This is a genomic window from Actinomadura sp. DC4 (assembly GCF_030406325.1).
GTDB lineage: Bacteria > Actinomycetota > Actinomycetes > Streptosporangiales > Streptosporangiaceae > Actinoallomurus.
The window spans coordinates 1-19420 of the sequence record NZ_JAUEQY010000046.1 but is presented as its reverse complement, the minus strand read 5'-3'; the positions used below and the strand labels follow the sequence as shown (position 1 = coordinate 19420).

23 protein-coding genes and 2 tRNA genes are annotated in these 19420 nt (G+C 69.0%); 10 read left to right on the top strand and 15 right to left on the bottom strand.

Annotated elements, in window-relative coordinates:
* Window positions 1–16 precede the first annotated feature (16 nt).
* A complete protein-coding gene (locus QWU11_RS43545) occupies window positions 17–913 on the bottom strand; it encodes a hypothetical protein (protein WP_290120464.1) in 897 nt (298 codons plus the stop codon).
* A 174-nt stretch (window positions 914–1087) separates the two neighbouring features.
* Here QWU11_RS43545 and QWU11_RS43540 point away from each other — a divergent pair, with 174 nt between their 5' ends.
* Together QWU11_RS43540 and QWU11_RS43535 are read left to right on the top strand one after the other, a co-directional pair.
* Window positions 1088–2110 carry an adenosine deaminase gene (locus QWU11_RS43540; protein WP_290120463.1) on the top strand — a complete coding sequence of 341 codons (1023 nt, stop codon included), beginning with the start codon at window positions 1088–1090 and terminating at the stop codon, window positions 2108–2110.
* 22 nt (window positions 2111–2132) lie between these two features.
* Entirely contained in the window at window positions 2133–3074 is a 942-nt protein-coding gene (locus QWU11_RS43535) for a GNAT family N-acetyltransferase (protein ID WP_290120462.1), read from the top strand.
* Here the strand turns inward: QWU11_RS43535 and QWU11_RS43530 are convergent.
* The 8 genes from QWU11_RS43530 to QWU11_RS43495 form a co-directional block, all read right to left on the bottom strand.
* Window positions 3043–3537: a VOC family protein gene (locus QWU11_RS43530; protein WP_290120461.1), complete on the bottom strand. Its 495-nt coding sequence runs from the start codon at window positions 3535–3537 to the stop codon at window positions 3043–3045. The two genes, QWU11_RS43535 and QWU11_RS43530, sit on opposite strands and share 32 nt — an antisense overlap.
* A 76-nt stretch (window positions 3538–3613) precedes the next feature.
* Complete coding sequence (locus QWU11_RS43525; protein ID WP_290120460.1) at window positions 3614–4681, bottom strand: UDP-N-acetylmuramate dehydrogenase; 1068 nt, start codon at window positions 4679–4681, stop codon at window positions 3614–3616.
* The gene (locus QWU11_RS43520; protein ID WP_290120459.1) at window positions 4681–5106 is read right to left on the bottom strand and encodes a MaoC family dehydratase; all 426 of its coding nucleotides are present in this window, start codon (window positions 5104–5106) and stop codon (window positions 4681–4683) included. The genes QWU11_RS43525 and QWU11_RS43520 overlap by 1 nt, the downstream gene beginning before the upstream one ends.
* A 2-nt stretch (window positions 5107–5108) precedes the next feature.
* Window positions 5109–5546: a MaoC family dehydratase N-terminal domain-containing protein gene (locus QWU11_RS43515; protein ID WP_290120458.1), complete on the bottom strand. Its 438-nt coding sequence runs from the start codon at window positions 5544–5546 to the stop codon at window positions 5109–5111.
* Between the two features lie 131 nt (window positions 5547–5677).
* The gene (rpmG, locus tag QWU11_RS43510) at window positions 5678–5842 is read right to left on the bottom strand and encodes a 50S ribosomal protein L33 (protein WP_285582773.1); all 165 of its coding nucleotides are present in this window, start codon (window positions 5840–5842) and stop codon (window positions 5678–5680) included.
* Between the two features lie 79 nt (window positions 5843–5921).
* A tRNA-Met gene (locus QWU11_RS43505) sits at window positions 5922–5995 on the bottom strand.
* Between the two features lie 95 nt (window positions 5996–6090).
* A tRNA-Thr gene (locus QWU11_RS43500) sits at window positions 6091–6166 on the bottom strand.
* Window positions 6167–6245: 79 nt separating this feature from the next.
* Window positions 6246–7373, bottom strand: coding sequence for an acyl-CoA dehydrogenase family protein (locus QWU11_RS43495; RefSeq protein WP_290120457.1), 1128 nt, complete (start codon window positions 7371–7373; stop codon window positions 6246–6248).
* A gap of 56 nt (window positions 7374–7429) precedes the next feature.
* Between QWU11_RS43495 and QWU11_RS43490 the strand changes: the two genes are divergently transcribed.
* Window positions 7430–7810 carry a VOC family protein gene (locus QWU11_RS43490; protein ID WP_290120456.1) on the top strand — a complete coding sequence of 127 codons (381 nt, stop codon included), beginning with the start codon at window positions 7430–7432 and terminating at the stop codon, window positions 7808–7810.
* Here QWU11_RS43490 and QWU11_RS43485 read toward each other — a convergent pair.
* Complete coding sequence (locus QWU11_RS43485) at window positions 7807–8499, bottom strand: Clp protease N-terminal domain-containing protein (RefSeq protein WP_290120455.1); 693 nt, start codon at window positions 8497–8499, stop codon at window positions 7807–7809. The genes QWU11_RS43490 and QWU11_RS43485 overlap by 4 nt on opposite strands.
* Window positions 8500–8567: 68 nt before the next feature.
* On the opposite strand from QWU11_RS43485, the gene QWU11_RS43480 reads away from it, so the two are divergent.
* From QWU11_RS43480 to QWU11_RS43470, 3 genes are all read left to right on the top strand, one after another.
* The gene (locus QWU11_RS43480) at window positions 8568–9464 is read left to right on the top strand and encodes an amidohydrolase family protein (RefSeq protein ID WP_290120454.1); all 897 of its coding nucleotides are present in this window, start codon (window positions 8568–8570) and stop codon (window positions 9462–9464) included.
* A 464-nt stretch (window positions 9465–9928) separates the two neighbouring features.
* Entirely contained in the window at window positions 9929–10501 is a 573-nt protein-coding gene (locus tag QWU11_RS43475; RefSeq protein ID WP_290120453.1) for a hypothetical protein, read from the top strand.
* 44 nt (window positions 10502–10545) lie between these two features.
* Window positions 10546–10986 (top strand): hypothetical protein, encoded by a 441-nt coding sequence (locus tag QWU11_RS43470; RefSeq protein ID WP_290120452.1) that lies wholly within the window; start codon window positions 10546–10548, stop codon window positions 10984–10986.
* A gap of 127 nt (window positions 10987–11113) precedes the next feature.
* Here QWU11_RS43470 and QWU11_RS43465 read toward each other — a convergent pair whose 3' ends face one another.
* Window positions 11114–11827, bottom strand: coding sequence for a hypothetical protein (locus tag QWU11_RS43465; protein WP_290120451.1), 714 nt, complete (start codon window positions 11825–11827; stop codon window positions 11114–11116).
* Between QWU11_RS43465 and QWU11_RS47575 the strand changes: the two genes are divergently transcribed.
* Window positions 11753–12499 carry a cell division protein SepF gene (locus tag QWU11_RS47575; protein ID WP_354670950.1) on the top strand — a complete coding sequence of 249 codons (747 nt, stop codon included), beginning with the start codon at window positions 11753–11755 and terminating at the stop codon, window positions 12497–12499. The two genes, QWU11_RS43465 and QWU11_RS47575, sit on opposite strands and share 75 nt — an antisense overlap.
* Window positions 12500–12504: 5 nt before the next feature.
* On the opposite strand, the gene QWU11_RS43455 is transcribed toward QWU11_RS47575, so the two are convergent.
* Window positions 12505–13086 (bottom strand): TetR/AcrR family transcriptional regulator, encoded by a 582-nt coding sequence (locus QWU11_RS43455; protein WP_290120450.1) that lies wholly within the window; start codon window positions 13084–13086, stop codon window positions 12505–12507.
* A 72-nt stretch (window positions 13087–13158) separates the two neighbouring features.
* Between QWU11_RS43455 and QWU11_RS43450 the strand changes: the two genes are divergently transcribed.
* Window positions 13159–14577 (top strand): FAD-dependent monooxygenase, encoded by a 1419-nt coding sequence (locus QWU11_RS43450; protein ID WP_290120449.1) that lies wholly within the window; start codon window positions 13159–13161, stop codon window positions 14575–14577.
* 321 nt (window positions 14578–14898) lie between these two features.
* Here the strand turns inward: QWU11_RS43450 and QWU11_RS43445 are convergent, their stop codons facing one another.
* On the bottom strand, window positions 14899–15564 hold the full coding sequence (locus QWU11_RS43445; RefSeq protein ID WP_290120448.1) for a TetR/AcrR family transcriptional regulator: 666 nt from the start codon (window positions 15562–15564) through the stop codon (window positions 14899–14901).
* A 251-nt stretch (window positions 15565–15815) separates the two neighbouring features.
* On the opposite strand from QWU11_RS43445, the gene QWU11_RS43440 reads away from it, so the two are divergent.
* A complete protein-coding gene (locus tag QWU11_RS43440) occupies window positions 15816–16565 on the top strand; it encodes a glucose 1-dehydrogenase (protein ID WP_290120447.1) in 750 nt (249 codons plus the stop codon).
* A gap of 91 nt (window positions 16566–16656) precedes the next feature.
* Here QWU11_RS43440 and QWU11_RS43435 read toward each other — a convergent pair whose 3' ends face one another.
* Together QWU11_RS43435 and QWU11_RS43430 are read right to left on the bottom strand one after the other, a co-directional pair.
* Window positions 16657–17556: a hypothetical protein gene (locus QWU11_RS43435; RefSeq protein ID WP_290120446.1), complete on the bottom strand. Its 900-nt coding sequence runs from the start codon at window positions 17554–17556 to the stop codon at window positions 16657–16659.
* Window positions 17557–18068: 512 nt separating this feature from the next.
* Window positions 18069–18620 (bottom strand): TetR/AcrR family transcriptional regulator, encoded by a 552-nt coding sequence (locus QWU11_RS43430; protein WP_290120445.1) that lies wholly within the window; start codon window positions 18618–18620, stop codon window positions 18069–18071.
* Between the two features lie 113 nt (window positions 18621–18733).
* Here QWU11_RS43430 and QWU11_RS43425 point away from each other — a divergent pair, with 113 nt between their 5' ends.
* The gene (locus QWU11_RS43425; RefSeq protein ID WP_290120444.1) at window positions 18734–19333 is read left to right on the top strand and encodes an aldo/keto reductase; all 600 of its coding nucleotides are present in this window, start codon (window positions 18734–18736) and stop codon (window positions 19331–19333) included.
* The last annotated feature ends 87 nt before the right edge of the window (window positions 19334–19420 follow it).

Genomic DNA, 19420 nt, shown 5'->3' with positions numbered 1-19420 from the left:
GTCACCCGCGCCGTGCTCACTTGCCGCGCAGCTGCGAGGCGAGGCCCGGAACCAGCGCGGTCGCCGCGGGGCTGACACTCGTCACGCGGATCGCGTAGCCCTTGCTGGAGTACCACAGCATGCCGTCGTTGGCCGGGGTGCGCCACGTGTCGACACCGTCGACGCTGACGAAGTCGCCGGGCATCTTCAGGCCGGCGGCCAGCTCGCGCAGGGTGACCTGCGGCGGGGTCTGGATCCGGTCGACCGTCAGCAGCTCACGGCTGCCGGCGACGAGCTCCTGGGTGTAGACACATGCCGCGCGGCTCTGGATCACGACCTTGTGCGCGTGGGCGACGGCGAACTGCGCGCCGTTCGGCAGCGTGAACTCCTTGGCCCGCGCCTGCTCGTTCTTGATGGTCTTCGGCACGGAGTCGCAGGAGACCTTGGTCGGCAGCGCGGGCAGGCCCGGCTTGGCCGGCAGCTTCGGCGTGGCGGCGGTGCCCTGCTCGCCGGCCTTGCAGGTGGGCAGCTTGCTCACCGGCAGCTTGGCGAGCTCTCCGGCCTGGAGAACCTTGTGCACCTTGTCGAGCTTGATGCCCTTCGGCAGCTTGCCGGTGGGCAGCGCCGGCAGGGTCACCGGGGTCTGCGGGGCCTTCGCGGCCAGCGCCTTGATCTCCTGTGCGACCTTGGCCTTGGCCGCCTCGAGCTTCTGGCCCTTCGGCAGGTTCGGCAGGCAGGTCGGCACGGCGGGGACGGCGGGGACGGCGGGCGCCTTGGCGGCGGGGGCCGCCTGCTTGCCGCCCGAGGCGGCGGCGTCATTCGCGGCCTGCGCGCTCGGGGCGTGGCTGCTGTTGCCCACGGTCGCGTACGTCACACCGCCCGCAGCGACGGCACCAGCGGCCGTGGTCACCAGCAGAGCTACCTTGAGCGTCATCATTCGAATGCCTTTCAGCCTGGTTGGTCTCTCGCGCCCCTCATATACGCGTGAGTCCCATGGGGGGTTGCACGCCTTCTCAAAACTTTTTTCCGGGGGGGTCCCGCATGGCCCGTATGGGCGGTTGGAGGGGGAGGTCACGCGCCTGCCGGCGGCGTACGGCAATATCTCCGCATGGAGGCCCGTCCGATCGCCGCACTGCCCAAGACCCACCTGCACGTGCACTTCACCGGCTCGATGCGGCACGCCACGCTCGTCGAGCTGGCCCGTCGGCACCGCGTGCATCTGCCCGAGGCACTGGTCGAGGAGTGGCCGCCGCGCCTGCGCGCGACCGACGAGCGGGGCTGGTTCCGGTTCCAGCGGCTCTACGACATCGCCCGCTCGGTGCTGCGCGAGGAGGAGGACGTCCGCCGGCTGGTCCGCGAGACGGCCGAGGACGAGGCCGCGGAGGGTTCCGGCTGGCTGGAGATCCAGGTGGACCCGAGCGGGTACGGCGCGCGGTTCGGGGGGCTCACGCCCTTCACCGACCTGGTGATGGACGCGGCGCGCGAGGCCTCCGAGGCCTCCGGAGTGGGCGTCGGAGTGATCATCGCGGCCAACCGCACGCGGCATCCGCTCGACGCGCGGACGCTGGCCCGGCTCGCGGCCCAGTACGCCGGCAACGGCGTCGTGGGGTTCGGGCTGTCCAATGACGAGCGGCGGGGGCGGGCGTACGACTTCGACGCGGCGTTCCGCATCGCCCGGCGCGCCGGGCTGCTGTCGACCCCTCACGGCGGCGAGCTGCTGGGCCCGGCGAGCGTACGGGCCTGCCTGGACGCGCTGGGCGCGAACCGGATCGGCCACGGGGTACGCGCGGCCGACGATCCGGCGCTGCTGGACACCCTGGCCGCCCGCGGCGTGACGCTGGAGGTCTGCCCGGCCTCGAACGTCAGCCTCGGTGTGTTCGCGACGCCGGAGCAGGTCCCGGTCCGGCAGATCTTCGAGGCGGGCGTGCCGATCGCCCTGGGCGCGGACGACCCGCTGCTGTTCGGCTCGCGGCTGACGCGCCAGTACGAACTGGTGCGGGAGTACCACGGCTTCTCCGACGCGGAGCTGGCCGAGCTGGCGCGCTGCTCGATCCGCGGCTCGGCAGCGCCTGCGGACCTGCAGAAGCGGCTCCTCGACGACGTCGACGGCTGGCTGCGTACACCCGCGTGACGCGGTGAGAGGATCGTTCGTCATGCACCTGCGGACCCCGACCCCGGCTCAGATCGCGCTCCTCACACCGCACCTGCCCGCCGGGCCCGCGGTGATCCACGCGGTCCTGGACGGCGAGCGGCTGGTCGGCGGCCTCGCCCTGTCGGCCGTCCGCCCCGGCACCTCCGGCCTGGCCTGCTGGGTGGTACCCGAGGAACGCCGCCGTGGCGTGGCCACCCGGGCCGTACGCGCGCTGTGCGGGGCGTCCGGTGAGCGGCTGGAGCTCGTCACCCCCGTCACGGACACGATCGCCCAGCGCGTCGCGCTGAACGCCGGGTTCACCCGGGAGGCGGTGCGCCGCGGGAGCCTCCTGCGAGACGGAGGGCGGCGCGACGAGGTGGTCTGGGCGTGGCTGCCCGGCGACCCTTCCGGCCCGGCCGCGCGTCCGCTGCCCGACTTTCCCCCGGGCGGTCTGCGCGACGGCGAGGTGTCCCTGAGCCCGCTGGCCCCCTCAGACGTGGACGACCTTCTCGCCCTGCTGAACCTGCCCGACGTACGCGCGCGGTCGCTGTCCCGGCACGAGCGCTCCCGTACGGAGGTCGAGCGGCGCTGCCTGGGCGCGGCGAGCGAGTGGCTCGCCGGCGAGCGCGCCGACCTGGTCATCCGGGTGGACGGGGAGTTCGCCGGCGACCTCGGCCTGTACAACGAGGCGTTCAGCGGCCAGGCGATGATCGGTTACAGCATGGACCCGCGGTTTCGCGGGCGCGGCGCCACCACGCGCGGCGTACGGCTGCTCAGCGCGTGGGCGTTCGAGATCGGCATCGGGCGGCTCGTGGCCGGCACCGTACGCGACAACGTGGCGTCCCAGCGGGTGCTGGAGAAGGCGGGTTTCGTACGCGAGGGGATCCAGCGGTCACGCTATGTCGGCGCGAACGGCGACCGCGAGGACGACATCACGCACGTGTTGTTCCCGGAACCCGGCTGAGCGCGCCCACCCGGTCGCCGCCGTACCTCGTGATCTCGGCGTCGAGGTCGAGCGGCAGCGTGGCCATCTCCATGTCGTCGCCGATCAGCTCGTGCGGCACGAGCCAGGACACCTCGAACTCCAGGCCGTCGGGGTCCTTGGCGTACAGCGCCTTGGTGGTGCCGTGGTCGCTCGCCCCGACCAGCGCGCCGGCCTCGGCGAGCCGCGCCCGGTGGTCGGCCAGGTCCGCGAGGGTCGGCACCTCCCAGGCCAGGTGGTAGAGGCCGACCGAGGATCGGCCGGCCGGAGAGGCCGTCGCGGCGTCTCCGATCCCGAACAGGCCCAGGTCGTGGTCGTTGTCGGAGTCGGGAGCCCGCATGAAGACCGCGTTCGGCATGCTGACGATCTCCCGGAAGCCCAGCACGTCGCGGTAGAAGGCCGCACTGCGCTGCGCGTCGCGTACGAAGAGGACCGCGTGGTTCAAACCCCGGATCGGCATGACCGGTAAAACGCCCGGCTTTAAGGGGCGATTCCCCAATCTTGTTGAGAGTTCAATCTTTTTAGAGCCGTACGCCGACGAAGACCGGTTCGTTGACGAGGGTCACGCCGAACGCGGCGCGTACGCCGTCGCGGACCTCGCGGGCCAGGCCCAGCAGGTCTTCCGTGCGCGCGCCGCCCGGGTTGGTGAGCGCGAGCGTGTGCTTGGAGGAGATGCGGACGGGGCCGCGCGCGTGGCCCTTGGCGAAGCCGGCCTTGTCGATCAGCCAGGCGGCCGAGGTCTTCACGTGCCCGTCGGCCTCGGGATAGCGCGGGAACACGGCGTCGGCCCCGAGCCGGTCCGCGACGCGTTCTGCCAGGTCGGCGGCTTGATCGGCGGCCAGGATCGGGTTGGTGAAGAACGATCCGGCGCTGCGGGTGTCGGGGTCGTCGGCGTCCAGGACCATGCCCTTGCCGCGGCGCAGGGCGAGCACGGCCTCGCGCGCGTCCTTGAGAGGGACGCGTTCGCCGGTCTCGACGCCCAGGCTGCGGGCCAGCTCCGCGTAGCGGACCGGGGTGGACACGTCCGTCGGCTCCAGGGCGAACGTCACTTCCAGCACGACGTGTCGGCTGGAGCCCTTGAAGGCGCTGTGGCGGTAGCTGAACCGGCAGGCGTCACGGTCGAGGGTGACGACCTCGCCGCGCTCGCGGTCGTAGGCCCGCACCTCGACGATCGTCTCGCTGACGTCCTGGCCGTACGCCCCGACGTTCTGGATCGGGGTGGCGCCGAGGCGCCCGGGGATGCCGGACAGGCACTCGACGCCGGAGAGCCCCTCGTCGACGCAGCGCGCCACGAACGGCTCCCACTCCTCGCCGGCCTGGGCGCGTACGAGCACCTGGCCGTGCTCGCCCGGCGTGACCGTGACCCCGCGGGTGGCGACGTGCACGACCGTGCCGGGGAAGCCCTCGTCGGCGACCACGAGGTTGCTGCCGCCGCCGAGGACGAGGACGTCATCGCCCGCCTCGTCGGCCTTGCGCACGGCGCCGATCAGCTCGTCGCCGGTCGTGGCCTCGACGAAGCGGCGCGCCGGGCCGCCGAGGCGCAGCGTGGTGTAGCCGGCGAGGTTGACCTGCTCGCAGAGAACGGCCATCAGGCCAGGCGCACCGTGGCTTTGGCGCGGGTGAGGACCTTCTCCCCCAGCGAGCGGGCGGTCAGCGCGATCACGACGGCGTTGTCGTCGAGCTTTTCCTCGATCTTGCCGGAGATCACGATCTCCGCGCCCTCGTCGTTCGGGACGACGACCATCGAGGAGAACCGGACGCTGTAGTCGACCACCGCGCCCGGGTCGCCGGCCCAGTCGGTGACGAACCGGCCGCCCTCGGCCATGGTGTACATGCCGTGCGCGATCACGTCGGGCAGGCCGACGGACTTGGCGAATGTCTCGTTCCAGTGGATCGGGTTGAAGTCGCCGGACGCGCCCGCGTACTTCACCAGATCGACGCGCTTGACGGGATAGGTCTGAGCCGGGATCTCCTGGCCGACCTCGACCTCGTCGTACTTCACCGTGGCGGTCATCGTCAGGCCCCCCGCTCGATCAGCACGTTGTGTGCGGTGCAGACGAGCTCGCCCTCCACCGTCGTGATGACGGTCTGGATCTCGAGCCGTTCGTTGCGCCCGATCGAGCGGATGCCCGCGACCTTCGCCTCGGTGACCAGCAGGTCGCCGGCGCACAGGGGACGGGTGTACTCGAAGCGCTGCTCGCCGTGGACGACCATCGCGAAGTTCAGGCCCAGCTCCGGGTCGAACAGGTGGTCGCCGCTGAACGCGATGACGATCGGGAAGGTCGGCGGCGCGATGACATCGGGGTGCCCGGCGGCCTTGGCCGCCTCACGGTCGCGGTAGATCGGATTGGGGTCACCGATCGCGTCGGCGAACTCCTTGATCTTCACCCGCGAGAGCTCGTACGGCTCCGACGGCGGGAACGCCCGCCCGATGAAATCGCGGTTCAGCGCCAATGCAATCCATCCCTTCGGGGCCGTGCCTGCCGATGAAGCGACCGTAACAGAACGTGGTTCAGCCCGCCCCGGCAGATCGCCGGGACGGGCGGTGAACGTTCAAGAACTGCGGCGGACGAGCGTCGCGTGACTCAGCGGGTCTCGCGGTGCGCCTGGTGCTTGCGGCAGTTCGGGCAGTACTTCTTCAGCTCCATGCGGTCCGGGTCGTTGCGCCGGTTCTTCCGCGTGATGTAGTTGCGGTGCTTGCACTCCTGGCAGGCCAGCGTGATCTTTGGCCGTACGTCGGTGGCAGCCACTAGGGAGTGCCTTCCTTCCGAGGGACAACGGACTGACACCTCACCGGATCGCTCACGGTGCGGGCGATCGGTGAGGTAGTAGCGGAGGCCGGACTTGAACCGGCGACACAGCGATTATGAGCCGCTTGCTCTGCCTGACTGAGCTACTCCGCCACGAACAAATCCGGGAGGGACCGGGGACAGAATACAGGACTCCCCGCCCGCACCCGGAACAGCCGACATCTCACTCTTGGTGGGATATCGACTGGTGGAGCCCCCTTACGGAATCGAACCGTAGACCTTCTCCTTACCATGGAGACGCTCTGCCGACTGAGCTAAGGGGGCGTGCGGCTTCCGCGCTCCGTAACCATACACGGTCCGCGAGGGCGACACGAAATCGAAAACGGGCCTTCGTAACTCGCCGTCAGCGGACCAGGGCGCGGGCGATGACGATCTGCTGGATCTGGCTCGTTCCCTCATAGATTCGAAACAACCGGACGTCCCGGTAGAGGCGCTCGACGGCCACCCCGCGCATGTACCCCATGCCGCCGAAGACCTGCACCGCGCGGTCGGCCACGCGCCCGGCCATCTCCGAGCAGAAGTACTTGGCGCACGACGGTCCGAGCCTGCGGTCCGTTCCGTCGTCGTAGGCCTGGGCGGCCTGGATGACCATGGCACGACCCGCGTACAGCTCGGTCTGGGAGTCGGCGAGCAGGCCCTGGATCAGCTGGTGCTCGGCGATCGGCTTGCCGCCCTGGTTCCGCTCCTTCGCGTACGCGACGGTCTCGTCCAGGATGCGCTGGGAGATGCCGACGCAGACGGCGGCGATGTGCACGCGTCCGTGCGCGAGCGAGGCCATCGCGGTACGGAAACCGGTGCCCTCCTCGCCGACCATCGCCTCTGCCCCGACCCGTACGCCGTCGAAGAAGACCTCGGCGGTGTGCGCGCCGCGCTGGCCCATCTTCGCGTCCGGTTCGCCGACCTTGAGGCCCTCCGTCCCGGCCTCGACGATGAAGGTGGAGATGCCGCGCCCGCCCTCGCCTCCGGTGCGCGCGAAGACCATGAAGACGTCGGCCTCTGGCGCGTTGGTGATGAACCTCTTACTGCCGTCGATGACCCAGTCGTCGCCGTCTCTCGTGGCCCTGGTCGTGAGCGTGCTCGGGTCCGATCCCGCCTCGGCCTCGGTGAGCGCGAACGCGCCGATCGCACTGCCGCTCGCGAGCCTGGGCAGCCAATGACGCCGCTGCTCGTCGGTGCCGGCCTTGACGATCACCTGGCCGGCGATGCCGTTGCTGGTGCCGAACATCGAGCGGAAGGCCGGGCTCGCGTAGCCGATCTCGAAGGCCAGGCGCACCTCTTCGCTCATCGACAGGCCGAGCCCGCCGTACTCCTCGGGCAGCGCGTAGCCGAACAGTCCCATCTCCGCGGAGGCCTGCCGGAGGTCGTCCGGGATGCGGTCGGTCTCCTCGATCTCGTCCTCGCGCGGGACGACCTTCTCGCGTACGAAGTCGCGGACGGCGTCGAGTACGTCCGCGAAGTCCTGGGTGTCCATGCCGGCCTCCCTGCAACCGAATCGGATTCCAGAATCCTAGCTGGGAGGATTTTTGGATGGAACTCACGCAGGTACGGCTGATCGTTTCCGACTTCGCAGGCTGCTTCCGCTTCTACCGGGACGTTCTGGGATTGAAGCCGCAGTTCGACAACGACAGCGGGCCGTACGCGAAGCTCAGTCCCGACGAGGGGTCGGCGGCGATCGCGCTGCACGACCGGGCGGACCTTCTGCGCTCGGTGCCCGCCCTGGCTGAGGCCGCCGGGGACCGGGCGCTGGTCGTGCTCAAGGTGGCCGACGTGGACGCGTACGCGGCGGAGATCACGGCGCGTGGGGCGACGCTGCTCGGGGAACCCACCGTGATGTGGGAGCGGCTGCGCATCGTCCATCTGCGCGACCCGGAGGGGAACCTCATCGAGCTGCAGCAGTGGCTCGTTTAGGCCTTCGTCTTCTCGGCGGCGATCCAGGTCTCGGCCGCGGCCTTCGTCACTTTGAGGCCGGCCAGGACCCCGGCCGCCCGCCCTTCCTCCTCGCCGAGCAGGCCCAGCAGGACGTGCTCGGTGCCGACCTGCTCGTCGTCGAGCCGCAGGGCCTCCCGTACGGTCAGCTCCCGCACCTTCTTGGCGTGCCGGGTGAACGGGATGTGGCCGCCCGGCGGCTCGGCCTCGGGCGGGTCGAAGGCGGCGGTGACGGCCGTACGGACCTGGTCGAGCGTGACGCTCTGGGCGGTGATCGCGCGGGCCGCGAGGGCGTCCGGCTCGTGCAGCAGGCCGAGGAGGATGTGCTCGGTGCCGATGTGCGCGTGCCCGGCCGTACGGGCCTCCTCCTGCGCCTGGAGGAGTGCGTGGCGGGCCGGTTCGGTGAACCGCGCCCATCCGCCGCGCTTGACGGTCTCGTTCGGGACGAACCGTTTCTGGGCGGCCTGCTTCGTGACGCCCATGTGGCTGCCGATCTCGGTCCAGGAGGCGCCGGCGCGGCGTGCCTGGTCGACGAAGTGGCCGATCAGGTGATCGGCGATCTCGCCGAGGCGCTGGGAGATCAGCACGGCGTCGGAGAGGTGGTCGAGGGGACTGCCGTCGGTGCTCTGGGTCCTGACCTCGTCGATGAGGTCGTCCAGCCGTACGCTCATGGTCGTCAACCCTAGGTGGACGCTCTCGGGTCGTCAACCTTGGGTGGACGCTGCCTCGGTTTGGCATCATGCGGGAGATGTCCCCCTCTCTCCTTCAGGACGACCTGGACATTCCAGGCTTCTGGCAGGCCCTCGGGCTGCCCGGCCTGATCGACGTCCATACGCACTTCATGCCGGACAACGTCCTTCGCAAGGTGCGGGCGTATTTCGACCACTTCACCGAGGCGGGGCTCTCGTGGTCGGCGCACTACCAGCAGGACGAGCCGGAGCGGCTGGAGCTGTTGCGGGAGTTCGGCGTACGGCGGTTCACCGCGCTCCTCTATCCGCACCGGCCGGACATGGCGTCGTGGCTGAACGACTGGGGCGCCTCCTTCGCCGCCCGTACGCCGGACTGTCTCCGTACGGCGACGTTCTTTCCCGAGCCGTCGGCTCCGCGCTATGCGGCCGAGGCGATCGCCGGCGGGGCCCGGGTGTTCAAGGCGCACGTGCAGGTGGGGGGCTATGACCCGCGCGATCCGCTGCTCTCGCCGGTGTGGGGACTGCTGGCGGAGTCGGGTACGCCGGTCGTCGTGCACTGCGGGTCCGGACCGGAGGCGGGGTCCTTCACCGGGCCGGGGGCGTTCGCCGAGGTGCTCGCGCGGCATCCGCGGCTGGTCGCGATCATCGCGCACATGGGGATGCCGGAGTACGAGGAGTTCCTCGCCCTCGCCGAGCGTCACCCTTCGGTGCGGCTGGACACGACGATGGCGTTCACGTCGTTCACCGAGAAGCTTCGTCCGTGGCCCGCGTCGCTGACGCCTCGGCTGGCCGACTTGGGCGACCGGGTGTTGCTGGGGACGGACTTTCCGAACATCCCGTACCCGTACGCCTCCCAGCTGGAGGCGCTGGCGCGGCTGGAGCTGGGGGACGCGTGGCTACGCGGGGTGTGCCATGACAACGCGGCGCGGCTTTTCGGGGTGACGTGAAAAAGGCGCCACCCTGCGGTGACGCCTGTTACGACGTTCGCGGGTGGGCTCCTTCCCCCAAAGGAAACCCACCCGCGAACACTCGCCTTCCTGGGCTTGGACGGGTACAGATCCAAGGGCCCGGGAAACCGGCCCTCGCATCGCCTCCCCCATGAATCCCCCCGAATTCAGGACGATGCGCCGAGCCTCCTTGGTGGTCTTAGGTTGTAGGAACACGCTACGTGCGGCCCTGGAAACCTGACGTCCGCCTCCGGATGACACTTCTCCGTACACCCCTGGGTGACCGTCCGTGCGCCCTCACCTCCCCGGGGGAGGCATCCGGCCCTCGCGAGGGAGGCGTGCCGCCTCTGCGCCCGGTGTGCTTGTGCAGGCGGGCAACACCGCCCGCGCAGGGTCTTATCGGAGGTTCGCCCGTGTTGAACTTGGTCCGTACCGTGGCGTTCGGGTCCGTGTTGGTGGCGTCGATGGGTGTTCCGCCGGCGGAGGCCGTCGCCCGACATGCGGAGGCCGCTGCTTCTGTCACCGGGGACGCGTGGGTGCGTTATCCGGGCGACCCGGAGTACCCGTACCGGCGCTTCGTCGTGGACGCCCACGGCGGCCCGTGGAAGATCGTCGACAACCGGTTCGTAATGGGCGACGCGCACGGGACCGTACGGTTCGATCACTACGCCCCGGACACGCCCGGCGGGCCTTCGGTGGATCACTGGGGCACCATCACGGTCGACTATCTGATGACCGGCGGGCCGATCGCGGTGGTGTCCGGGGTCCGCTCGGACGACGTACCCGCCAACCAGCGGCGGGCGACGCTGACCTTCTACATGTCCCCGCAGGGCCACCGCTTCGACCGGATGGGCTTCTCGTGGGGTGTGGTCGACGCGCGCTGCCAGCAGATGGGCACGGGGCCCGCGCCGTTCAGCCCGGCGAGCGCCGGCCCTTCTGGGCGTTTCCTGAAGGGCTACACGGTGAGGGACGCCCCGCTGCCGATCCCCTCCGGTGAGGTCTCGCCCCCGGCCGACCCGCCGGGGTGCACCTACTGACGTCGTCCACAGCCTGTGGACATCTTTCGGCGGAGAATCCCCTCATGTTCGTTCTGCTGCCCTCGGTGGGAGTCGCGCTGCCGCACCGCGCGGGAACCCTCCGGTTCGGGATGACCGAGCGGGAGGCCCAGTGGCCGATCTCGACACTGAGCGACGTACGCGAGGAGTGGCTCTGCGTCAGGACCCGGTCGACCGGCGTGGCGTGGGCGTTCCACGCCACGTACGGCGACCTGACGATCAGCGTCTGCGGCGGGCCGAGCCTGGATGAGGTCCGCTTCACGCGGCTGGGCGATCCCGCTCCTACGACGCCCGGCCGCGTTCCGGTCGTCTGGGAGGACCTCGACCTCTTCGGTTACCCGGCGGACGAGGTCTTCTCGGCGTTGGCGGGCCTGCGCCCTGCCGGGCTGACGCTGGGCCGGCACGGCCCGGCGTACCTGGACTCCGCTTCCCTGGCGCGCCCGGAACGCCGCCGCCCGGTGACCTAACGCCGTGTCCTGCCAGATCTTCACGACTCGGGTCGGCCTCACTGACCTGGGCGTCGCCCATACGTGCTCCGGCGGGCAGGCGCTGCCGACTACGCGCGGCAGCGCCTAGCGCCTTTCGCCGGGTCGTCTAGTCGGCCTTCTTCCGGACGGTCGCCTTGGTCTCGGTCTTGGTCTCGAGCTTGACCTTCTTGTCCCCGACCTGGACCGTGGTCTCGACCTTGGTCTCCTTCTTGGCCATGGCCTCGACCTCGTCGTTGGAGAGGAACTCCGCCGCCGCCTCGGTGCCCTTCTTCCGGTAGCGCACCGCCTCCCAGAGCGGTCCGGGGATCACGTGGATGCCGTAGTGCGCGCGGTGGTGGTTCTCGCAGAGGACCTCGAGGTTCCCGGGAGACTCGACCCACTCCTGGAAGTCCTCGTCGGTCTCGAAGTGCAGACCGAGGTGCTTCTCGATGACCTTCGGGTCGACCTGGTTGATCTGGGAGAACTCGACGTGGGTGTGGTGCAGCTCGGGCTGCCCCTCGCAGAGGTCGTCGTCGATGATGCACTTCCAGAGACCCTGCCGCTTCAACCGCGCCTTGGCCTGCTCGAACAGGTGGTAGTGCGGGTCGTCCTCACGCGGGTGGTGACTCGGAATGTGGGTGAGCATGTGCAGCGTCAGCGCCTGCTGGTGGGCGGCGGTGACGATGCCGGTCTTCAGGTCGGACGCGTGTTCGTGAGCCTCGCTGACCTTCCGCTTCACCGTGGAGACGGCTTTCTCCGCCTTCGGGTGAGCGTGCGCCTTTTTCGGCGATGCCGCGGCCCGCTTCTTTTCTTTGCCGAAGATCTTGCCCAACCAACCCATCGCAGGGTCCCCATCCTCAAACGACCACACAACCGACATAATCGGCCCCGCCGGAGGCCCGGAGGGCGAGCGAACGATATCGAGGCAATCTGCGCGATATCAACTGAAACGCGCGGCTTTGCTCGGAATGGTGATGAAGGTCAGGGCGGCGGGCGTGCGTCGCCGTGTGCGGGATCCGGGGCGGGCGGGGAGACTGGCGTGGTGATAGTCGAGACCGTGCGCCCTCGGGACTACAACGACGTCCGGCACGTTGGACACTACTTCTGCAAGAACGTCCTGGTCGTCATGGATCTCACCGCCATGCCCGACGACGAGGCGCGACAACTCGTGGATTTCGCCGCCGGCCTGATCTGCGCCCGCGGCGGGGACATGGAACGCCTGAGCCCAAAGGTCTTCATGCTGGTCCCGGCCGGGTCGGGGCCGGTATCGGGCATCGTGAAGAAACTGAGCCCCCGTGACTACAACGAGGTTTTGCACGTGGGTCACTACTTCCGGGAGGGCGTTCCGGTCGTGATGGATCTCAGCGCGATGCCGGACGACGAGGGCCGGCAACTCGAGGATTTCGCCGCCGGCCTGATCTGCGCCCGCGGCGGCGAGATGGAACGCCTAAGCCCGAAGGTCTTCATGCTCGTTCCGGCCGGCCTGAGCAAGCCCGTACCGGAGAACGCCTGACGGCTTCACTCGATCGAGGTGCCGTTGACGATGACGTCGAAGGCCGTGTCGACGGCCCGTCTCGGGTCGGCCGAGCGGATGGCGAAGGCGATCGCGTCCAGGACGAAGTGGGCGGTGACCTCCGGGCGCAGATCGTCGGCTGCGGCGCCGATCGCCTCGCGGATTGCCGCGGCGAGGACGTTCTCGTGTCCCATCCAGGTCTTGCGCCAGTAATCCGACAGGTCCCGGTTTTCGAGTACGAGCGTCATGAAGCGCCTCGAGTCCGGGTCGTTCGCGGCCGCGGACCGGTCGACTCGGTCGCGGGCGTATTCGCGTAGGGCGTCGAGGATGCGCGTTTCGCGGTCCACGACGACTCTTCTCAGCTCCTCCGCGAGCTCGTCGCCGAGATCGACGACGAGGGCCTCTTTCGTCGAGAAGTGGTTCAGCAGAGTCGTAGGAGACACGTCGGCGGCGGCCGCGACATCACGGACCGTCACGTTCTCGTACCCCTTCTCCAGGAACAGGGCCAGCGCGGTATCCGCGAGATGCGCGCGAGTCGCCGCCTTCTTCCGCTCCCGGCGGCCCACGGGGCCCTGCGCCACGTCCATGAGTCGAGATTAGCATTCGTGGTACCGTACCATAATTGATACGGTACCAGTCTTGCCGATCGAAGGAGCTCCATGGACACGGATGTGATCGTCGTCGGCGCCGGGTCGACAGGCCTCGCAGTGGCGACCGAGCTGGCCCTGGCCGGCGTACGGGCGATCGTTCTTGAGGCGCTCACGGTGCGCAGCGGGCAGAGCAAGGCGATGAACCTGCAGCCGCGTACCGCCGAGCTCCTCGATCTACGCGGCCTGCTGGCGGACGCCGGCGAACAGGCGATCGGCCGGATCGACGGAGGTCACTTCGCCGGTATCTCCCTGGACTACTCCGCGCTCGACACCCGGTACCCGTACCAAGCGGGCGTCCTCCAGGCACGCGTCGAGGAAATCCTGGAAAACCGGTTCGCCGAACTCGGCGGCGACATGCGCCGAGACTGGCGGTTGACCGGATTCGAGCAGGACGACGAGGGCGTCACCGTCCAGGGCCCCGAGACGCTGCGGGCGCGCTGTCTGGTGGGATGCGACGGCGGGCGCAGCACCGTACGGAAGCTGCTCGGAGTCGATTTCCCGGGCACCGAGGCGACGCGGTGGAACACCGTCGCCGATGTCGTCCTCGGCGCGGGTACGGCACAGCCGCCGACCGGATGGACGTCGATGGGCCAGGCGCGCCGCCGCCGGCCGGACGGCACCTTCGCCAGCGTCGTACCCATCGGCCGGCCGGGCCTGTACCGGTTCGTCTACTCCGGCGGGGAGGCCGACGAGCCCACGAGCGCTGAGGTGGCCGACCGGTTCCGTCTGTTCTATGGCGATGAGTACACGTTGCTGGACATCCCGTACGCCTCGCGCTTCAGCAACGCCGCGCGCCAGGCCGAGAAGTACCGCGTGGGCCGCGTGTTCCTGGCCGGCGACGCCGCGCACATCCACCTGCCGGTCGGCGGTCAGGGGCTGAACACCGGCGTCCAGGACGCGTTCAACCTGGGCTGGAAACTGGCCGCCGCCCTCACCGGCCGGGCGCCCGACGCCCTGCTCGACACCTACGAGACCGAACGCCACCCCGTCGGTGCGCGCGTACTGGCCAACGTCCTCGCACAGTCCGCCGTACGGGGCCCCGACCCAGGTCACAGCGCGTTGCACGACATCGTGACCACACTGCTCGCCGCCCCCGACGCCAACCGCGTCGCGGCCGGCATGATCAGCGGCCTGGACATCGACTACGGCGGCCCCGGTCACGTGGGCACCCGCCTTCCCGATTTCCAGATCGGGAAGGGCTGGGCGAGCGAACTGTTCCGTGCCGGCCGCGGCGTCCTGCTGGCCACGGACGAGAAGCACCTGGCTCTCGCCCCGCCGTACCGCGACCGGATCGCATCCACGCTGGTGGACGCGCTGCCTTGGAAGAATGTGGAGGCGGTACTGGTCAGACCGGACGGCTACGTGTGCTGGACCGCTCCCGGCGAGGACGTCACCGGGCCGTTGCGGACGTGGTTCGGCGCCGCGTGACTCACTGCCCCAGAGCGCGGCGAGGGCCCGCAGGAACAACGCTGCCCGGTGATGGCCACCGGCACATCGCGGCCCTCACCACGCGCTCGCTGGAACCGGGTGCCGGCCGAGCGTGTCGCCGTGGGGGCACTCCACGGCGTCTGGAGACCCGATCCGTCGCCATCTTCCGTCCTGACTACGGCGAGCGACTCGACGCCGCGCGAGAACGGCTCGCCCCGCCCGGCTCGGAGTTCTGACGAACACCTCCGACGGGGAGCCGGTGGCTCGGGCACGGGTGAGCCGAGGCGCATGCCCACGGCCCTGCTGCCGATGTGTGGCGGGTCAGTGTTGTTTCGGAGCGCGCCTCGCCGATGCCCCGGACGGAACGAGGCAGCGTAGGTGGTCGATGGCGGCACCAAGGGCCATCTTGAGTGGTGCGACCGAGCGCTGGGCCTGGGTGAGGAGCAGGCCTCCTTGGAGAGCGGCCAGGAGGGCCGTCCCGAGTTGTTCGGGGTCGGCGTGCGGCTGGAGTTCTCCCCGGTTCTGCATGGCGCGAAGGCCGTCGATCAGGGGTTGTTCCCAAGAGGTGAAACCGGCGCCGAGGACGGCTCGGGCCTGGGAGTCGGCCTCGGCGACCTGAGGGACCAGCGATCCCAGTCGGCAGCCCCCTGCACACTGGCGCTGTTCTTGGAGCTCTATGTGGAAGTCGGCCCAGGCACGGAAGGCTTCGATGCTGTCCAGCCGACCCAGCGGCGCCTGGAGCTCGACCGCGGCCTGTGCCTGGTAGGCGACGACGGCCTGAATGAGCTCCCGCTTGTCGTTGAAGTAGTGGTACAGCTGAGAGCCCGACACGCCGGCCTCCTTCCGGACGTCCTCGATGGCCGTGGCGGCGACTCCCTGCTCGGAGACGATCTCGGCCGCCGCGGCGATGATGCGGGCCCGGGTCGCCAGGCCCTTGGCCGTGAACACACGCACCGGGCGCGCCATGGAGTCGTTGTCGGTGCTCATGGTCGAACCGTAGCATCCAGTCCAAAAATATGGCTCGAACGTCCCCTAATAACCTTGATCTTTCCTCCCGCTGCGGACCACGTTATAGCCGTTCAAGCCGGTCAGTGACGATGTTCACGAGTCGCGGCATCCCAAATTTTTGGATTAGACAACCCAAATTTTGTCCACCACAGTGGGACGAGCATCCCAATCAGGAGGGGCTTCCAAGATCCCCAAAGCTGCTTCACCGAACAGAACCTGGAAGGTCTGACATGTCTCGACTAAGTGGCAAGATCGCGGTTGTCACCGGCGGCAACAGCGGTATCGGCCTTGCGACGGCGAAGCGGTTCGTCGAGGAAGGCGCCTACGTCTTCATCACCGGCCGACGCCGGGCCGAGCTCGACAAGGCCGTCGGCTTGATCGGGAAGAACGTGAGGGCCGTACCGGGAGACGTCACCAAGGCCGCGGACCTCGAGCAGCTCTTCGAGACGGTCCGCGACGAGAAGGGCAAGCTGGACATCCTCGTCGCAAGCTCCGGTCTCGTCGAACCGGTCGAGTTCGAGAAGGTCACTGAGGATCACTTCGACAGGACCTTCGACCTCAACGCACGTGGCAGCCTCTTCACCGCGCAGAAGGCGGTCCGGCTGATGACCGACGGGGGCTCCATCGTGCTTCTCGGCTCTGTGGCCGGCTACATGGGCCTTCCCGGCTACACCACCTACAGCGCCACGAAGGCCGCGCTGCGTTCCTACGCCCGTACCTGGACGCGGGAGTTCGCTGACCGCGGTATCCGTGTGAACACCCTCAGCCCCGGCCCGGTCGACACCCCCATCATCGACAGCCAGGCCGACTCGAAGGAGGCCGCCGACGCCATCCGCGCCGGCTTCGCGTCCATGATCCCGCTCAAGCGCATGGGTCGGCCCGACGAAGTCGCCGCAGCCGCCGTCTTCCTCGCCTCCGACGAGAGCAGCTTCGTCGCCGGCATCGAACTCAGCGTCGACGGCGGCGTCGCACAGGTCTGACGCGTCTCTGCCGCCATCCGGTGAAGGTCCGGCCGGCCCGGAAGAGGTGATGAGCGGGCGCGTCACCTCTTCCGGGCACGGCGAGTCCGGGTCAGTTGACGCATCCGGGGATCGTGTTCAGTGGGGCGCAGTTGTCCGGGGTGTTGCCGCGGATGATCGACTTGATCAGGGTCGTTCTGGAGTTCCCGGCGATGCCGCCGCCGACGGTGGCCTGATTGCGCTCCACGAGCGTACGGGTGAGTGTGATGCGGCCGAGGCCGGCGATCCCGCCACCGGCGCCCCCGGAACGGTTGGTGCTGAATGTGGTCCGGGTGATGTTCGCCGTTGCGCCCGGCTGGACGTTGAGGCCGCCTCCGTCGCCGGGTGCGATGTTCGCATTCACGCGACTCGTGGCCAGGTCCAGGAAGCTGGGTCCGATAAGGAAAATCGCACCTCCGGCGAAATTGATGGCCGAATTCGCGGTGAAGGCCGACCGCGAGATGGTCGCCCGGCCGGCCACGACGGCGACCGCACCGCCCGCGCTCGCGGTATTGCCCGACATGGTGACGCGGTCCAGTGCGAGGATGCTGTTGGTGTTGGTCAGGATTCCGCCGCCGCTGCTGGCCGCGCCGGCGTCTCCGTTCAGGATGGAGATCCCCGCCACGTTGAGCCGGGCGCCCGCGGCGACCTCGAAGATGCGGAAGACCGTCGCGACCGTGGGGTCACGCCTGATGGTCGTTCCGGGCCCGCCGACGATCGTGGTGGTTCTGGTGATCACCGGCAGCCCGTCTATGGCGGTCGCGGGTGTGGTGATGTTGTACGTGCAGTTCGCGGAGAGCCTCAAGGTGGCGTTGCCGCTCGCGTTGGCCGCGCTGATGGCACTGACGAGCGCGGGCGTACTGCACGGCACGATGATCGTCTGTGCCTCGGCCACCGGCGCCGCAGCCACCATCACGACCCCAGCGAACGCGACGGCGACCAGGCCGCCCGAAATCATCGGACTTCGCCTCATGAGGTTTCTCCCAAGCGTAAAAGAGCATTTGCCAGCGCAGACCTTGAGGACCTCGCCGCTACTCCACCGCCGATAAGGAGATCACGCCACTAAGGCATCCCGCCCATGCGCACGTCGCTTGTTTGGCATTGTTGACCAGCCTTTACAAACTCTTTCAGTCGCGAGCCCATGCTTTTCCCCATAAGAAAGGAAACTGCACAGCACGCAGGGATCTGGCCGACGCGCGGTACTTCGAGGAGCTGACCGTCGTCGACCCGCCCGCGCCGCCGGGCTGTCGCGTGCCCGATTCGTGCTGCGGTGTTCGGGCGCCCTCGTAATGCCCCTTCGCGCCGACCGGCCTCACGGTACGACCGGCCGTTCAAGGACGGCTCAGCGTGTCCATGGACCTTGACCGTGTCGCCGTCCCGCGGCCTGGTGAGGGGCCCCCTCACCAACCCGCGACCCGGCGACGGCGGGTGGATTCGGTGGAGCCATGGGCCCCCGGGCGGGGGCATACCGGCCCTGGAGACGTCCTACGGTCGGAAGCCGTCGATGGCCAGTTCGAGCAGGCGGTCGGCTTGGGCGGCGCCGTCGGAATTGTCGGGGGTACGCCATAGGCAGCTCATGAGCATGATGACGTCGACGGGGTCGATGCCGGGCCGTACCTCGCCAGCGCGTTCGCATGCGTCGAGGAGCCGGCCGACCGCGGCGGTGACCGGAGGCCAGGAGGCACTGACGACCTCTTTCGCGGCGGCGGTGTGGAGCGCTTCGCCGAGGCCGTGCTTGAGGCGTACGTAGACGGCGAGGGTGGTGAACCAGCGCCGCAGCGCGTCCAGCGGAGCGTGGGCGGCGAGGACGTCCGGTACGGAGTCCACGAGGCGGCCGATGTCGTGCCGGTAGACCTCCAGGATCAGCGCCTCGCGGGTCGGAAAGTGCCGGTAAAGCGTCCCGGCGCCGACGCCCGCGCGCTTGGCGATCGAGTTGAGCGAGGCGTCCGCGGACTCGGCCAGCGCATCGTGGGCGACCTGGAGGATCGCCTCCCGGTTCTTCAGCGCGTCGGAGCGCTGCGGCGCGGCGTCGGGCACGGGTTCCTCCTGGCGGGCGGTCGCCCGGTTGCCAAACGGAGAGTTCTCCGTTAATTTCGTACGAGTCAAGCGGATAGTTCTCCGTTTAACGTCATCCCACTCTAGGAGCCCCCGTGCGTTACATCAAGCTCGGCCGTACCGGCCTCGACGTCTCCCCCGTCGCCATCGGCGCCATGACCTACGGCGAACCCGACCGCGGCCACCCCGTCTGGTCCCTCGACGAGAAGGCCAGCCGCCCCCTGATCCGGCACGCCCTCGAAGCCGGCATCAACTTCTTCGACACCGCCAACCTCTACTCGTACGGCTCCAGCGAGGAGATCCTCGGCCGCGCGCTGAAGGACTTCGCGAACCGCGACGACGTCGTCATCACCACCAAGATCCGCCACGCCATGCGCCCCGGCGCCCCGAACGGCGGCGGCCTGTCCCGCAAGGCGATCATGACCGAGATCGAGGGCAGCCTGCGCCGCCTCGGCACCGACCACGTCGACGTCTACATGATCCACCGCCTCGACGGCGGCACCCCGCTGGAGGAGACCCTGGAGGCCCTGCATGACGTGGTGAAGTCCGGCAAGGCTCGCTATCTCGGCGCCTCCTCGATGCACGCCTGGGAGTTCGCCAAGGCTCTTCACCTCCAGGAGCGCCACGGCTGGGCCCGGTTCGTCACCATGCAGGACCACTACAACAAGTACTTCACTTCATGCAACTCCAACTGAGAGTCGCATAGATCACTGAGAGTGACACTCGCCCCGAAGATCGTTTTTATGGTTTGGGTTCCGATCTTGACTGGGTAATCATGGATG

Bases quoted from the DNA above. Each gene is read 5' to 3' on its own strand.
- QWU11_RS43545 (WP_290120464.1), bottom strand. From the start codon at position 913: ATGACGCTCAAGGTAGCTCTGCTGGTGACCACGGCCGCTGGTGCCGTC.
- QWU11_RS43540 (WP_290120463.1), top strand. From the start codon at position 1,088: ATGGAGGCCCGTCCGATCGCCGCACTGCCCAAGACCCACCTGCACGTG.
- QWU11_RS43535 (WP_290120462.1), top strand. From the start codon at position 2,133: ATGCACCTGCGGACCCCGACCCCGGCTCAGATCGCGCTCCTCACACCG.
- QWU11_RS43525 (WP_290120460.1), bottom strand. From the start codon at position 4,681: ATGGCCGTTCTCTGCGAGCAGGTCAACCTCGCCGGCTACACCACGCTG.
- QWU11_RS43520 (WP_290120459.1), bottom strand. From the start codon at position 5,106: ATGACCGCCACGGTGAAGTACGACGAGGTCGAGGTCGGCCAGGAGATC.
- QWU11_RS43495 (WP_290120457.1), bottom strand. From the start codon at position 7,373: ATGGACACCCAGGACTTCGCGGACGTACTCGACGCCGTCCGCGACTTC.
- QWU11_RS43490 (WP_290120456.1), top strand. From the start codon at position 7,430: ATGGAACTCACGCAGGTACGGCTGATCGTTTCCGACTTCGCAGGCTGC.
- QWU11_RS43485 (WP_290120455.1), bottom strand. From the start codon at position 8,499: ATGAGCGTACGGCTGGACGACCTCATCGACGAGGTCAGGACCCAGAGC.
- QWU11_RS43480 (WP_290120454.1), top strand. From the start codon at position 8,568: ATGCGGGAGATGTCCCCCTCTCTCCTTCAGGACGACCTGGACATTCCA.
- QWU11_RS43475 (WP_290120453.1), top strand. From the start codon at position 9,929: ATGGGTGTTCCGCCGGCGGAGGCCGTCGCCCGACATGCGGAGGCCGCT.
- QWU11_RS43470 (WP_290120452.1), top strand. From the start codon at position 10,546: ATGTTCGTTCTGCTGCCCTCGGTGGGAGTCGCGCTGCCGCACCGCGCG.
- QWU11_RS43465 (WP_290120451.1), bottom strand. From the start codon at position 11,827: ATGGGTTGGTTGGGCAAGATCTTCGGCAAAGAAAAGAAGCGGGCCGCG.
- QWU11_RS43455 (WP_290120450.1), bottom strand. From the start codon at position 13,086: ATGGACGTGGCGCAGGGCCCCGTGGGCCGCCGGGAGCGGAAGAAGGCG.
- QWU11_RS43450 (WP_290120449.1), top strand. From the start codon at position 13,159: ATGGACACGGATGTGATCGTCGTCGGCGCCGGGTCGACAGGCCTCGCA.
- QWU11_RS43445 (WP_290120448.1), bottom strand. From the start codon at position 15,564: ATGAGCACCGACAACGACTCCATGGCGCGCCCGGTGCGTGTGTTCACG.
- QWU11_RS43440 (WP_290120447.1), top strand. From the start codon at position 15,816: ATGTCTCGACTAAGTGGCAAGATCGCGGTTGTCACCGGCGGCAACAGC.
- QWU11_RS43435 (WP_290120446.1), bottom strand. From the start codon at position 17,556: ATGAGGCGAAGTCCGATGATTTCGGGCGGCCTGGTCGCCGTCGCGTTC.